Genomic DNA, 15,303 nt, shown 5'->3' with positions numbered 1-15,303 from the left:
CGGCAAACAGGCCTGTGCGGTCTGTTTGCCGGGGGCGCTTCGCTTGCCCGGCCTACGGGTTTGTGCGGCAAACGAAACCGTACGGGTGTTGCAGGCCCGGTAAGCGTAGCGCCACCGGGCATTTTTCACCGACTACTGATTGCGCGTCGCGCGCAGCAGTTTCTCCAGCGGGTAGACCGCCGCGATCACCACCTCATCCTGAATCTGCGCTGCCTCATCCAGCTCACGCTGAATCGACGCAATCTCGGTATCATCCAGCGTCCCCTGACGCGCCACCAGATCCGTTAAGCGCAGCCCAATTGCCGCCAGTTTATCCACCGTCTGAATAACCGGCTTCAGCGCTTTCAGCTGATAGCTATTGTCAGCCAGCAGCAGCGCATCCGGGGTATTGGCCTGCCAGCGGCTGAACAGATGGCGCAGCGCCTCCGCGCTTTCGCTATCTTCGGCATCGCTCACCAGCCGCTCTGCCCAGCGGTTCATCTGCCGCACTGAGTTGCTCTCCGGCGACAGCGCATCGGCCAGGCGGTTCAGCGGCTCAAACAGATCGTAATTCCCGGCCTGGAACTTAAGATGATTACGGGTGTAATACTGCGCAGGCTCCAGCGCCTGGGCGAGGATCGTCAGCGCCATGGTGTCGGTGGTGTTACCCAGACGGGTGAACTGCTCCTGCTGACGGGCGTGCTGTTGCAGCCCCACCGACACCGTCGACCAGGTATCCATCGCCTGCAGGCGGGTATACATGTTGTCGATATCGTTCACCTCCTTCGCCGACCACAGCCGCTCCGCCACCGCAAATGCCCGCGGCCACAGCTTGATATCCAGCACCGGCGCCGCCACGTTTTCTACCCACAGCGCCGCCTCACCGCCCAGCAGATTCGCCTGCTGGCTGGCATCCGGCAGCGCCGGGGCGATCCCTTCCGGCACGGCATCCAGCCGCTGGCCACTCACCGGATAACGGCTGTTACCCAGCAGGAAATAGCCGCTGACTTTATCGTCCGCGACCGTCACCACCGGGCGGGTCTCCCCCATCCAGGTATCCACGGTGAAGCTCACCTGGTTGTCGCTGCGCCAGGCGATATCCTGCACCGCGCGCCGGGATTTGCCGTTAAAATCGATAAATCCGCGCCAGCCCGTCTCACCTTTCACCAGCGTAAAGCTGCCTTCCACCGGCTTACCCTTCAGGCGCGGCAGGGTGAATGACCAGCTCTGGGCGCTGTCGCGGTCGGTAATCACATCCACACCGTTCAGCCCCTGGGGCACGATCTCGTTGCGGTAGTGATAAGCGGTGTACTGGGGTTGATCGAGATAAAAGCCGGTGGAGAGGATCCCCTTGTAGCCCTGCTTCGCCACCTCCCCCAGCGCGTCCTGACCCTGCCAGGACTGGATCAGGATGCTTTTCGGCAGATCCGGGTGGAAGATCTCATCCCAGCCCACCATCTGACGCTGGTTATTCTCGAGGATCGTCTCCAGCTTGCGGTTGAAGTACGCCTGCAATGCGTGGCTGTCTGCCAGGTTGTTATCGCGCATAAACTGCTGGATGGCAGGGTTGTTTTTCCACTGGGTGTCATCCACCTCGTCGCCGCCAATGTGCAGGTAGGGATCCGGAAAGATCGCCGCCAGTTCAGCGATCATCGCTCCGGCAAAGGCATAGGTGGCCTCTTTGGTGGGATCCATCGTCGGTTTGAGCACGCCCCAGTGGCGCTCCATCTCATAGGGCCCCGGGGCGCTCATCAGCTCCGGATAGGCCACCGCAATGGCCGACGCGTGGCCGGGCATGTCAATTTCAGGCACCACGCGAACGCCACGCGCGGCGGCATAGCGCACCACGTCGCGCATCTGATCCTGGGTATAGAACAGTCCGTCACTGGCGAGCTGCGTTAGTTTCGGGTAGCGCTTCGAGGCAAACCGCCAGCCCTGATCGTCGGTTAAGTGCCAGTGCAGCACGTTGAGTTTCGCCGCCGCCATGCCGTCAATCTGGCGCTTGATGTCCTCCAGCGGAATAAAGTGGCGGGCCGAATCAAGCAGCAGGCCGCGCCACGGGAAGCGCGGAGCATCCTCAATGGTCACCCACGGCAGGGAGGTATTTTCGGGACCGTTCTGAATCAGCTGGAGCAGGGTTTCCATTGCCCGCAGCGCGCCGAAGCGGGTGTTGGCGGTGATATTGGCCCCGCTGGCGTCGACGGTGAGCTTATAGCTCTCGTCGCTGTCCGGTTTCGGCAGCGGCGCCACTTTGCGGGCGATGGCGATGGTGACGGTAGGCTTTTCCGGCTTATCGGCCTGGGGCTGGAGCGTCCAGCCGGTTTGCAGCGCTACGCGCTGGCGCAGACGCGTGACGGCGTCGCCGAGATCGTCCCCGGAGACGCTAACCTGGAAGTTATTGCTGATGACCAGCGTCCCCTGAGTGGCGGGACGTTCGACCTTCGCGGGCCAGGGCATCAGGGGGAGATCGCCTGCCGGGGCGGCAAACGCAGAAAAGCCGAGCATAAGCCCGGCGGGTAAGAGGCTGTACCGTAACATGAATGTTCCTTATTTGACGGGCCGAAAAAAGGCAAAACATTCTGTTAACATGTGCGCAAATTAGCGTCAAGCGCGGCGGATGATAGAGATCACAGGTTGTTGATTTTGGGAGGAAACGGAGGCCCCTCACCCCGGCCCTCTCCCCAAAGGGGCGAGGGAGAAAGACGGCTCCGTGCCCCTGTGGGCTGGTGGAGAAAGACGGCTCCGTGCAATCCCCTCTCCCCTATGGGGAGAGGGTTAAGGCGAGGGGGGGAAAACGGCTCCGTGCCCCTGTGGGCTGGTGGAGAAAGACGGCTCCGTGCAATCCCCTCTCCCCTATGGGGAGAGGGTTAGGGTGAGGGGAAAAACGGCTCCGTGCCCCTGTGGGCTGGTGGAGAAAGACGACTCCGTGCAATCCCCTCTCCCCTTTGGGGAGAGGGTTAGGGTGAGGGGCTGGGTTTTACTGCCACCCGTACCGACGGCTATAGAACCCTTTCACCAGCTGCGTCAGCATCATGTACCCGGCGAGGATCGCCACCAGCCACGGGAAGTAGCTGAGCGGCAGCGCCTGCAGCTGCAGATAACCTGCCAGCGGCGAGAACGGCAGCGCGATGCCGAGCACCATCACCAGCCCCGTCATCACCATCAGCGGCCAGGCGGCACGGCTCTGGAGGAACGGGATCCGCCGGGTGCGGATCATATGCACAATCAGCGTTTGTGACAGCAGCCCCACCACGAACCAGCCGGACTGGAACAGGGTTTGCTGTTCCGGGGTGTTGGCATGGAACACAAACCACATCAGGCAGAAGGTCAGAATGTCGAAGATGGAGCTGATCGGGCCGAAATAGAGCATGAAACGGCCCAGTTCCGCCGGGTCCCAGCGCTGCGGCTTCTGGATCTGCCCCTCATCAACGTTGTCAAAGGGGATCGCCACCTGCGAGATATCGTACATCAGGTTCTGGATCAGCAGATGCAGCGGCAGCATCGGCAGAAACGGCAGAAACGCGCTCGCCACCAGCACGCTGAAGACGTTGCCAAAGTTGGAGCTGGCGGTCATTTTGATGTACTTGAGCATATTGGCGAAGGTGCGGCGGCCCTCGATCACCCCCTCTTCCAGTACCATCAGGCTCTTCTCCAGCAGAATGATATCTGCCGCTTCCCGGGCGATATCCACCGCGCCGTCCACCGAGATCCCAATATCGGCTGCACGCAGCGCGGGCGCATCGTTGATGCCATCCCCCATAAAGCCCACCACGTGCCCTTCACGCTTGAGCAGGGTGACAATGCGCTCTTTGTGCATCGGCGTCAGGCGCGCAAACAGCGTGGTGCATTTTGCAAGTTCAGCCAACTCGTTATCCGTAAGGGCTTCAATCTCGCTGCCTGTCACCACATCGCCCGCATCCAGCCCCACTTCGCGGCACACTTTTGTCGCCACCAGCTCGCTGTCGCCGGTCAGGATTTTTACCCGGATGCCGCTCGCTTTCAGGGCTTTTAACGCGGGTGCGGTAGTCTCTTTCGGCGGATCGAGGAAGGCGATATAGCCTTCAAGGATCAGATCCGATTCATCGATGCGCTGGTAATCCCCCTCGCGTGCCGGCAGTACTTTACTGGCTACCGCTACCACCCGCAGCCCCTGACGATTGAGGTTGTCGGTCACGCGACGGATACGCCGCAGCATGGTGTCATCCAGCGGGACAATCTCGCCGTTATGCCGCACCTGGGTCGATACGTTCAGGATCTCCTGCAGCGCCCCCTTGCAGATCAGCTGATGCACATCCTGTTGCTCACTCACCACCACCGACATGCGGCGGCGTTCGAAATCAAAGGGGATCTCATCCACCTTTTGCCAGCGGGTCGACAGCCGACGGGCGGTGCCTTCATCCACCCCTTCCAGCACCGCGACGTCGAGCAGGTTCTTCAGCCCGGTCTGGTAGTGGCTGTTCAGCCACGCGGTTTCCAGCACCCGCTCGCAAATTTTGCCCGCGACGTCGGTGTGGTGCTCCAGCACGATCTTATCCTGCGTCAGGGTGCCGGTTTTATCGGTGCAGAGGATGTCCATTGCGCCAAAGTTCTGGATGGCGTCGAGGTGTTTGACGATCACCTTTTGCTTCGAGAGTTTTACCGCCCCGCGCGCCAGGGTCGAGGTGACGATCATCGGCAGCATCTCGGGGGTGAGCCCTACCGCCACCGAGAGGGCAAACAGCGCCGCTTCCCACCAGTCGCCCTTGGTGTAGCCGTTAATCAGCAGCACGACGGGAGTCATCGCCAGCATAAAGCGGATCAGCAGCATGCTGACGCGGCCAATCCCCTGCAGGAAGGCATTGGGCTCGCTCTCCTGCTCGCTGACGCGTCCGGCCAGCTGCCCAAACCAGGTGTTGCCCCCGGTGGCGATCACCATCGCCTGCGCCGTGCCGCTCACCACCGTGGTGCCCATAAAGCACAGAGTATCGCACTCCAGCGGGTTGCTCTGCTGCGGATCGCGGCTGTGGTCCACCTTCTCCACCGGCAGAGATTCCCCGGTCAGCGAGGCCTGGGCCACGAACAGATCCCGCGCCTGGAGGATGCGTAAATCTGCCGGGATCATGTCCCCGGCCGCCAGCTTAACCAGGTCCCCCGGTACCAGCTGGTCTATCGGCACCTCCTGCCAGCCGCTTTCACCTTTGTCGTTAAGGGTGCGCAATACGGTCGCGGTATTGCTGACCATCGCTTTGAGGGCATCTGCCGCGCGGGTGGAGCGCGCCTCCTGGATAAAGTTCAGCAGCGTGGAGATACCCACCATCAAGGCGATCACCCCGGCGGCAAACAGGTCTTCGGTGGCATAGGAGATCGCGCCCAGCACCGTCAGCAGCAGGTTGAAAGGGTTGCGATAGCAGGTCCACAGATGCACCCACCAGCGGGCCGGTTTTTGCGCCGGGAGGGTGTTTTCGCCGTGAAGGGCGCGGGTAGCCTGAACCTCGGCGGCAGTCAGTCCTTCCGGGTGGCTGCCAAAGGCGTGCCACAGGGCAGGCTCCTCCATCGCGGCGACCCGCAGGCAGTGGGCGGCAAGCGCGCCGGAAATAGCAGCATCCGTTTTACCGGTTGCCATTGGGGCGCGCTGCACCAGGCGACGCGGCAGGTGGCGGCTCAACCGGGTGAGCAGCAGTTGGGTGAAATTTTTGAACATAACAAGTCCCCCGCCCCCGCAAAAAAACGGGCGCAGTCTTGCCATCAGACGTGACAAAGCCACGCCTGAGCGGCGATATCAGTTATGCAGGGACGCAGAAAAACGTCACTGCCTTACGCATCCGGTAAGGCAGTGAGAACAGGCTTACCGGAGAGAAAGGGTTCTCCCTGTCGGGAGAGGGGTGGGATCGGGATCCATACAGCCTCCGGTAAGTAAAAAAAGGTCAGTCGGCGCGCAGTATAGTGTTTAAGCCATACCTTGTGTGACAATTCGGGCGGTATGATAGCGCCAGGGCATTAAACCAAACGTAAACCAGACATTGCCCATTGCACAACCGGACACCCGATTTAGGCTTAGTGATTATTTCATTGATGCATAACAGGATATAAAGCATGCAGAACCGCCTCACCATTAAAGACATTGCCCGTCTGAGCGGCGTGGGTAAATCCACCGTCTCACGGGTGCTGAATAACGAAAGTGGTGTCAGCGAGCGCACACGCGAACGCGTCGAGGCGGTAGTGAACCAGCACGGTTTTTCCCCTTCCCGCTCGGCGCGCGCCATGCGTGGACAGAGCGACAAAGTGGTGGCGATCATCGTCACCCGTCTGGATTCGCTCTCGGAAAACCTGGCCGTGCAGACCATGCTGCCCGCTTTTTACGAGCAGGGTTATGACCCCATCATGATGGAGAGCCAGTTCTCGACGCAGATGGTTGAGGAGCATCTCGGCATGCTGAAGCGGCGCAATATTGACGGCGTGGTGCTGTTTGGCTTTACCGGCATCAATGAAGCGATGCTTACCTCGTGGCAATCGTCGCTGGTGCTGCTCGCGCGCGACGCCCGCGGCTTTGCCTCGGTGTGCTATGACGATGAAGGGGCCATTCACATTCTGATGCAGCGCCTGTACGACAGCGGCCATCGCCATATCAGCTATCTGGGCGTACCGCACAGCGACGTCACTACCGGCCAGCGCCGCCATGACGCCTACCTCGCATTCTGTAAGCAGCACGCGCTGCCCGCCGTCGCCGCGCTCCCCGGCCTGGGCATGAAGCAGGGCTATGAAAAGGTGGCGGACGTACTCACCCCGCAGACCACCGCGCTGGTCTGTGCCACTGATACTCTGGCTTTGGGTGCTAGTAAGTACTTACAAGAGCAGCGCATCGACAGCCTGCAGCTGGCGAGCGTGGGCAACACGCCGCTGATGAAGTTCCTGCACCCGGAGATCATCACCGTCGATCCGGGCTACGCCGACTCCGGGCGTCAGGCCGCCGTGCAGCTGATTGAGCAGATTAACGGTCGCAGCAAACCCCGCCAGATCGTCATTCCCGCCACCCTCTCCTGAGCCTAAAAACAGGCTTTATTGTGATCCTCGCCCGGTTTCGGGAACGTTCCCATTTTCGTTAATTCATGTTCAGCGTAGTCTTGCCGCCAGTTACCTCTTCCCCCTGAACCGGAATCATGAGGATTCATGATGAGCAAAGTAAAACAATCGGATATCGACCAGCTGATCGTGCTGGTTGGCGGACGTGACAACATCGCCACGGTCAGCCACTGCATCACCCGCCTGCGTTTTGTGCTGAACGACCCGGCCAAAGCCGACCCCAAAGCCATTGAGGAGCTGTCGATGGTGAAAGGCTGCTTCACCAACGCCGGGCAGTTCCAGGTCGTCATCGGCACCGAAGTGGGCGACTACTACAAGGCGCTGCTGGCGACGACCGGCCACTCCTCGGCCGATAAAGAGCAGGCCAAAAAGGCGGCGCGTCAGAACATGAAGTGGCATGAACAGCTCATTTCACATTTCGCGGAGATTTTCTTCCCGCTGCTGCCGGCGCTGATCAGCGGGGGGTTAATCCTCGGCTTCCGTAACGTGATTGGCGATGTGCCGATGAGCGGCGGCAAAACCCTGGCCCAGATGTACCCGGCGCTGCAAAGCATCTATGACTTCCTGTGGCTGATTGGCGAAGCCATCTTCTTCTACCTGCCGGTGGGGATCTGCTGGTCGGCGGTGCGCAAAATGGGCGGTACGCCGATCCTGGGTATCGTACTGGGCGTCACGCTGGTCTCCCCACAGTTAATGAACGCTTACTTACTTGGACAGCAGGTGCCCGAGGTGTGGAACTTCGGCCTGTTTACCATTGCAAAAGTGGGCTATCAGGCGCAGGTGATCCCGGCCCTGCTCGCCGGTCTGGCGCTGGGAATGATTGAGACCCGCCTGAAGCGCATCGTGCCGGATTACCTCTATCTGGTAGTGGTGCCGGTGTGCTCGCTGATCCTCGCGGTGTTCCTCGCCCATGCCTTTATCGGTCCGTTTGGCCGCATGATTGGCGACGGCGTGGCGTACGCAGTACGTCATCTGATGACCGGCAGCTTCGCCCCGATTGGCGCCGCGCTGTTTGGCTTCCTGTATGCCCCGCTGGTGATCACCGGCGTGCATCAGACTACCCTGGCCATTGATATGCAGATGATCCAGAGCCTGGGTGGCACCCCGGTGTGGCCCATCATTGCCCTGTCTAACATTGCTCAGGCTTCGGCGGTTACCGGCATCATCATCGTCAGCCGTAAGCATAATGAACGTGAAATCTCGGTGCCGGCGGCCATCTCCGCCTACCTCGGGGTCACCGAACCGGCGATGTACGGCATCAACCTGAATTACCGCTTCCCGATGCTGTGCGCGATGATCGGCTCCGGCCTGGCCGGGCTGCTGTGCGGGCTTAACGGCGTCATGGCCAACGGCATTGGCGTAGGCGGCCTGCCGGGTATCCTCTCCATCCAGCCGAGCTACTGGCAGGTCTTTTCGCTGGCGATGGCCGTGGCGATCGTCGTGCCGATGGCGCTGACCACCGTTGTCTATCAGCGCAAGTACCGTCAGGGCACGTTGCAGGCGGTTTAATCTTCTTCGGGGCGCAGTTGCGCCCCTTCGAATTTGCAGGAACGCATTATGAATACCCTTCCTCACTGGTGGCAAAACGGCGTTATCTATCAGATCTACCCGAAGAGTTTCCAGGACACTACCGGGCGTGGCACCGGGGATCTGCGCGGCGTGACGTCGCGTCTCGACTACCTTAAAACCCTCGGCGTCGATGCCCTCTGGCTAACGCCGTTCTACATCTCTCCGCAGGTGGATAATGGGTACGATGTGGCGAACTACGTCAGCATCGATCCGGCCTACGGCACGCTGGATGATTTCGACGCGCTGGTAGCTGAGGCCCATAAACGAGGCATCCGCATCGTGCTGGATATGGTGTTTAACCATACCTCCACCCAGCACCCGTGGTTCCGGGAGGCACTTAATAAAGCCAGCCCGTACCGTGAATTCTATATCTGGCGCGACGGTACCCCGGAGCAGGCGCCCAATAACTGGCGCGCCAAGTTTGGCGGCAACGCCTGGCGCTGGCATGCCGAAAGCGAGCAGTACTATCTGCACCTGTTCGCCCCGGAACAGGCCGACCTGAACTGGGAGAACCCGCAGGTGCGCGCTGAGCTCAAAAAAGTGTGCGAATTCTGGGCCGATCGCGGCGTGGACGGCCTGCGTCTCGACGTCATTAACCTGGTGTCAAAAGATCAGGACTTCCCGGATGACGATATCGGCGATGGTCGCCGCTTCTATACCGACGGGCCGCGCATTCATGACTACCTGCAGGAGATGAGCCGGGACGTCTTTACCCCGCGCAACCTGATGACGGTGGGCGAGATGTCCTCCACCCGCCTGGAGCACTGCCAGCAGTACGCGGCGCTGGACGGGCGCGAGCTGTCGATGACCTTTAACTTCCACCATCTGAAGGTGGATTATCCCAACGGCGAAAAATGGACGCTGGCAAAGCCGGACTATGTGGCGCTGAAAAAGCTGTTCAGCCACTGGCAGCAGGGTATGCACAACCGGGCATGGAATGCGCTGTTCTGGTGTAACCACGATCAGCCGCGCATCGTCTCGCGCTTTGGCGATGAGGGAGAGCACCGCGTCCCGGCGGCAAAGATGCTGGGAATGGTGCTGCACGGGATGCAGGGCACGCCTTACATCTATCAGGGTGAAGAGATTGGCATGACCAACCCGCACTTCAGCCGCATCACCGATTACCGCGACGTCGAGAGCCACAACATGTTCGCCGAACTGCGCACTCAGGGGCGGGATGCCGATGAGCTGCTGGCGATCCTCGCAAGTAAATCCCGCGACAACAGCCGCACGCCGATGCAGTGGGATGCCTCCCCCAATGCCGGGTTCACCACCGGCGAGCCGTGGATTGCGCTGGGCCATAACGCAGAGGCGATCAACGTCGAGGCGGCGCTGGCCGATCCCGACTCGGTGTTTTATACCTACCAGGCGCTGATTAAGCTACGTAAAACCCTGCCGGTGCTGACCTGGGGGGATTACCAGGATCTGCTGGCGGATCACCCGTCGCTGTGGTGCTATCGCCGCCAGTGGCAGGGCCAGACGCTGGTGGTTATCGCTAACCTGAGCCGCGAGTGCCAGCCGTGGCAGCCGCAGGAAATGGACGGCCACTGGCAGGTGGCGATGAGCAACTATGCCGAAGTATCGCCGCAGCCAGGCGCCATGACCCTGCGCCCTTTTGAAGCGGTATGGTGGCTACAGGCATAACCGGATCCGCCGGGCGCCGCACGGTTGCCCGGCTTTCGCTTTTTTGGTGCAAAATCAACCAGATTTCCGCTTGCAGAATTTACAAATCCCGGATCGCCCGTCATCTGTACACTTCGTTTTTTACCTTGTCCTGAATCAAATAAATCGCAAACAAGTTTGATGCAAATCACTACATATAGAACTTAGAATGCTCGCCGACCCAATATGTTGTATCTGTGGTCTATTATTGCCACAAGACTACGGAAACCACGCTACTTAAAATTGTGGATAAAAAGGGTCGATATCAGGAGAAATCACGCACGCGTCGTCAGTTACGGCCTCGCCGCTTTTCCCTGCCTCTGTGGATAACCTGTTCTTAAATGGAGTGATCATGACACCGCATGTGATGAAACGAGATGGCTGTAATGTGCCTTTCAAATCAGAGCGCATCAAAGAAGCGATTCTGCGAGCAGCTAAAGCAGCGGGCGTCGATGACGCAGATTACTGCGCCACCGTCGCAGAGGTCGTCAGCCAGCAGATGCAGGGCCGCAGCAAGGTCGACATCAACGAGATCCAGACTGCAGTGGAAAACCAGCTGATGTCCGGCCCCTATAAACAGCTGGCGCGTGCTTATATTGAATACCGCCACGACCGTGACATCGAACGCGAAAAACGTGGTCGCCTGAACCAGGAGATCCGCGGCCTGGTCGAGCAGACCAACTCCGCGCTGCTCAATGAAAACGCCAATAAAGACAGCAAGGTGATCCCCACCCAGCGCGATCTGCTGGCCGGTATCGTTGCCAAGCACTACGCCCGTCAGCATCTGTTGCCGCGCGACGTGGTGCAGGCCCACGAGCGCGGGGATATTCACTATCACGATCTCGACTATTCGCCGTTCTTCCCGATGTTCAACTGCATGCTGATCGACCTGAAGGGCATGCTCACCCACGGCTTCAAGATGGGTAACGCCGAGATTGAGCCGCCAAAATCGATCTCCACCGCCACCGCGGTAACCGCGCAGATTATCGCCCAGGTCGCCAGCCATATTTATGGCGGCACCACCATCAACCGGATCGATGAAGTGCTGGCCCCGTTTGTCGCCGCCAGCTTTGCCAAGCATCGTCAGGTAGCGGAAGAGTGGCAGATCCCTGACGCGGACGGCTACGCCCGTTCCCGCACCGAGAAAGAGTGCTACGACGCCTTCCAGTCGCTGGAATATGAAGTGAACACCCTGCACACGGCCAACGGCCAGACGCCGTTCGTCACTTTTGGCTTTGGTCTGGGCATCAGCTGGGAATCGCGCCTGATCCAGCAGTCCATTCTGCGTAACCGCATCGCCGGCCTCGGCAAAAACCGTAAAACTGCGGTGTTCCCGAAGCTGGTGTTCGCCATCCGCGACGGCCTGAACCACAAGCCTGGCGATGCCAACTACGACATCAAACAGCTGGCGCTGGAGTGCGCAAGCAAGCGCATGTATCCGGACATTCTGAACTATGACCAGGTGGTGAAAGTCACGGGCTCGTTCAAAACTCCGATGGGCTGCCGCAGCTTCCTCGGCGTGTACGAAGACGAGAACGGCGAACAGATCCACGACGGACGTAACAACCTGGGAGTGATCAGCCTCAACCTGCCGCGCATCGCGCTGGAAGCCAAAGGCAACGAGGCGGCATTCTGGACGCTGCTGGACGAGCGTCTGGTGCTGGCGCGTAAGGCGCTGATGACCCGTATCGCCCGTCTGGAAGGGGTCAAAGCCCGCGTCGCCCCGATCCTCTACATGGAAGGGGCCTGCGGCGTGCGCCTGAAGGCTGACGACGATGTATCGGCGATCTTCAAAAATGGCCGCGCCTCCATTTCGCTGGGCTATATCGGCATCCACGAAACCATCAACGCCCTGTTCGGCGATAAACATATCTACGACAGCGAAGCCCTGCGCGAGAAAGGCATCGCTATTGTCCAGCGCCTGCGCGACGCGGTGGACCAGTGGAAAGACGAAACCGGCTACGGCTTCAGCCTCTACAGCACCCCGAGCGAAAACCTGTGCGACCGCTTCTGCCGCCTGGATACCGCCGAGTTTGGCGTGGTGGAGGGAGTCACCGATAAAGGCTACTACACCAACAGTTTCCACCTCGACGTCGAGAAAAAGGTAAACCCGTACGACAAGATCGACTTTGAAGCGGCCTACCCGCCGGTGGCGAGCGGCGGTTTTATCTGTTACGGCGAATACCCGAACATTCAGCACAACCTGAAGGCGCTGGAAGACGTGTGGGATTACAGCTATCAGCACGTGCCTTATTACGGCACCAACACGCCAATCGACGAGTGCTACGAGTGCGGCTTTACCGGCGAGTTCGAGTGCACCAGCAAAGGCTTTACCTGCCCGAAATGCGGTAACCACGACGCCGCCCGCGTCTCCGTCACCCGCCGCGTGTGCGGTTATCTCGGCAGCCCGGACGCCCGTCCGTTCAACGCCGGTAAACAGGAAGAGGTGAAGCGCCGGGTGAAACATTTAGGGAACGGGCAGATCGGTTAATCCCCTCACCCTGACCCTCTCCCCCCAGGGGAGAGGGGATCGATCGAGCACATCATCAAACTCCAGGCGCAGGTCTGCTGTTCCCCCTCTCTCTTTCAGGGAGAGGGCCGGGGTGAGGGTCTCAGCGCGCACGACTTTCTGGACATCTTCTATGCGATATCACCAGTACTACCCCGTCGACATCGTCAACGGCCCCGGCACCCGCTGCACCCTGTTTGTCTCCGGCTGCATTCACGAATGCCCCGGCTGCTACAACAAAAGCACCTGGCGTTTAAATTCAGGGTTGCCCTTTACCGCAGAGATGGAACAGCGGATCGTTGACGATCTCAACGACACGCGCATTAAACGCCAGGGGATTTCACTCTCCGGCGGCGATCCGCTGCACCCGCAAAACGTGCCGGATATTCTGAAGCTGGTGCAGCGCATTCGCGCCGAGTGCCCGGGCAAGGATATCTGGGTGTGGACCGGTTACAGGCTGGACGAACTGAACGTCGCCCAGATGCAGGTGGTGGATCTGATCAACGTGCTGATTGACGGCAAGTTTGTGCAGGATCTGAAAGATCCGATGCTGATCTGGCGGGGCAGCAGTAATCAGGTGGTGCATCATTTGCGTTGAGCTCAAAACCGGCTCAAACTCTCCATCGCCACGGCTTTAAACTCCGCAAAGTCGTGACAGCCGCACAGCCGGGTCATCGCCCGTTCCCGCAGGAAGGTGACGAAGATATCGTAGATGGCCATCGCCTCTTCATATTCGCTTTTGCTGATCGCCAGCAGGAAGATCACGTGTGCGGTTTCATCGCCCCACTGAATGCCCTGCGGGGCCAGCACGGTGTAAACCACGGTTTTTTGCGCCAGCAGACCCAGGGAGTGCGGCAGGGCAATGCCGTCGCCGAGCAGGGTGCTGACGATGGCCTCACGCTCCACCACCGAGTCGAGAAAGGCCGCATCCACAAACCCCTCCTCCTGCAGCTGAGCGCACAGTTCACGGAACAGCGTCTGCTGGTCGACAGGTTGATCAATCACGCGGAAATGACTGGCGTCGAAGAACTTCTCCAGCATCCACGGGCGGGTGCGGTCCACCAGCACCAGCTTGCCAATCTGCTCTAATTGATAGTCTGTCGGGAACGGGGCAATCATCACCACCGGCTTGGCTTTTTCGCCAATGCGCGCGGTGGAAATGACAAAATCTTCGCTGATGTTCTCGCACTGTTCATATTCACGTAGCGTGAGGATACGGGTGACCTCGATTTGCGGATATTTGCGCTGCAGCACCGCCTCGATCATCCGCACCATCGCATTGCCCGCGTCGCACACCAGCATCACCCGCGGCTGGCGCTGATAGCCAATGTTGTAGTGGCGCTCCAGCCCGACGCCAATATGCAGCACCAGGAAGCCAATCTCGTTTTCGCTGATCGTCCAGGGGGTGTACTTGCCCCAGCTCGAGACCGCCGCGAGGGTCATGTCCCACGCCATCGGGTAGTGCTGCTTGATGTTATCCAGCAGCGGATTAGGGATCATGATCTGGTAGCGCACGCGGGTGATCATGGTTTTTATGTGGGTCAGCAGATCCGCGTGCAGCTGGCCGTCGTCGAGCAGGTTGTAGTTATAGTGGGTGTTGATATAGCGCAGGATGTAGTTCACCAGCGCCTCTTCATCATCGGCGTTGATGGCGCTAGGGGAGACCTCCTGCACCTGGCGCGCGGCGATGTGCACCCCCAGCCAGGCCACTTCCGATGGCGAAAGGGTCTTATCCGCCAGCCGGGCGATGGCGCTGGCGATATCCCGCGCGGCATCGCGCACGTTCCCCGCCACCTCTTCGGCGTTAAATTCCGGCAGCGGGTAGCCTTCGCTGATACGGCGCACCGTCACCGCGCCGTAGAGACGCAAAAACAGCTCCCCCTCATCGGTGAGGCGGATGTGATGCCGGGTAAAGGTCTCGTGCAGGACGGCGGCGAGCTGCTCCGGTACGCCCGCGTTGAGCGCCACTTCCGTGACCAGAGGATTGAGGTTGTCCTGCTGCGCCAGCTGCCACAGCAGATCCGTCAGACAGGCGCGGATCGCCATCTCACTGCCGAACAGCTTCATGCCGTGGCGCGGACGGGTCTCCAGCGTCAGGCGATAGCGGTGAAACCACTCGCGCACCTCTGCCATATCGCTCTGCAGCGTGGCGCGGCTGACAAACCACTCGTCGGCCAGATCTTCCAGCTTGAGGGAGAAGGCCGAAGTGAGAAAACGCACCACCAGATAGTGCACCCGTTCCGGGCCGGTGCGCGGAATACGCAGCATCCGCGGGTGGGAATCCTGCAGCAGCTGATAGCGTGCCGGATCGTCGATTTTCAGCTGATAGCCGTTTCCCCGGCTGAGGATAAACTGCGCGCCGTTCTCCGCCAGCAGCGCGTTCAGCGCGGTGATATCAGCCCGGACAGTACGCGTGGACACCGACAACCGCTGCGCCAGTTCGTCCTGCGGCAGCGTTTCGTTTTGCAACATTTCAAACAGTTGCGCTAAACGTTGGTTGGGAAATCGCACGGGGTTGTCCTCTT

8 protein-coding genes are annotated in these 15,303 nt (G+C 60.0%); 5 read left to right on the top strand and 3 right to left on the bottom strand.

Features of this window, described 5'->3' with window-relative positions; translation table 11 throughout:
- Positions 1–132: 132 nt before the first annotated feature.
- The gene (locus tag MXM41_RS12100; protein ID WP_325932176.1) at positions 133–2,517 is read right to left on the bottom strand and encodes a beta-N-acetylhexosaminidase; all 2,385 of its coding nucleotides are present in this window, start codon (positions 2,515–2,517) and stop codon (positions 133–135) included.
- A gap of 439 nt (positions 2,518–2,956) precedes the next feature.
- Positions 2,957–5,659, bottom strand: a complete 2,703-nt coding sequence (mgtA, locus tag MXM41_RS12095; protein WP_325932174.1) for a magnesium-translocating P-type ATPase — start codon at positions 5,657–5,659, stop codon at positions 2,957–2,959.
- A 392-nt stretch (positions 5,660–6,051) separates the two neighbouring features.
- Between mgtA and treR the strand changes: the two genes are divergently transcribed.
- From treR to nrdG, 5 genes are all read left to right on the top strand, one after another.
- Complete coding sequence (gene treR / locus MXM41_RS12090; protein ID WP_325932171.1) at positions 6,052–6,999, top strand: trehalose operon repressor TreR; 948 nt, start codon at positions 6,052–6,054, stop codon at positions 6,997–6,999.
- A gap of 129 nt (positions 7,000–7,128) precedes the next feature.
- Entirely contained in the window at positions 7,129–8,547 is a 1,419-nt protein-coding gene (gene treB, locus MXM41_RS12085; RefSeq protein ID WP_325932169.1) for a PTS trehalose transporter subunit IIBC, read from the top strand.
- A 48-nt stretch (positions 8,548–8,595) separates the two neighbouring features.
- Positions 8,596–10,251, top strand: coding sequence for an alpha,alpha-phosphotrehalase (gene treC, locus MXM41_RS12080; protein ID WP_325932167.1), 1,656 nt, complete (start codon positions 8,596–8,598; stop codon positions 10,249–10,251).
- A 370-nt stretch (positions 10,252–10,621) separates the two neighbouring features.
- Positions 10,622–12,760, top strand: a complete 2,139-nt coding sequence (nrdD, locus tag MXM41_RS12075; RefSeq protein ID WP_325932166.1) for an anaerobic ribonucleoside-triphosphate reductase — start codon at positions 10,622–10,624, stop codon at positions 12,758–12,760.
- Between the two features lie 151 nt (positions 12,761–12,911).
- Positions 12,912–13,376: an anaerobic ribonucleoside-triphosphate reductase-activating protein gene (nrdG, locus tag MXM41_RS12070; RefSeq protein ID WP_325932164.1), complete on the top strand. Its 465-nt coding sequence runs from the start codon at positions 12,912–12,914 to the stop codon at positions 13,374–13,376.
- Between the two features lie 2 nt (positions 13,377–13,378).
- On the opposite strand, the gene MXM41_RS12065 is transcribed toward nrdG, so the two are convergent.
- Positions 13,379–15,289, bottom strand: a complete 1,911-nt coding sequence (locus MXM41_RS12065; RefSeq protein ID WP_325932163.1) for a BglG family transcription antiterminator — start codon at positions 15,287–15,289, stop codon at positions 13,379–13,381.
- Positions 15,290–15,303: the final 14 nt, after the last annotated feature.

It is taken from the genome of Leclercia adecarboxylata (genome assembly GCF_035787115.1).
GTDB classification, from domain to species: domain Bacteria; phylum Pseudomonadota; class Gammaproteobacteria; order Enterobacterales; family Enterobacteriaceae; genus Enterobacter; species Enterobacter adecarboxylatus_E.
This window is presented reverse-complemented; position numbering and strand designations above follow the sequence as displayed.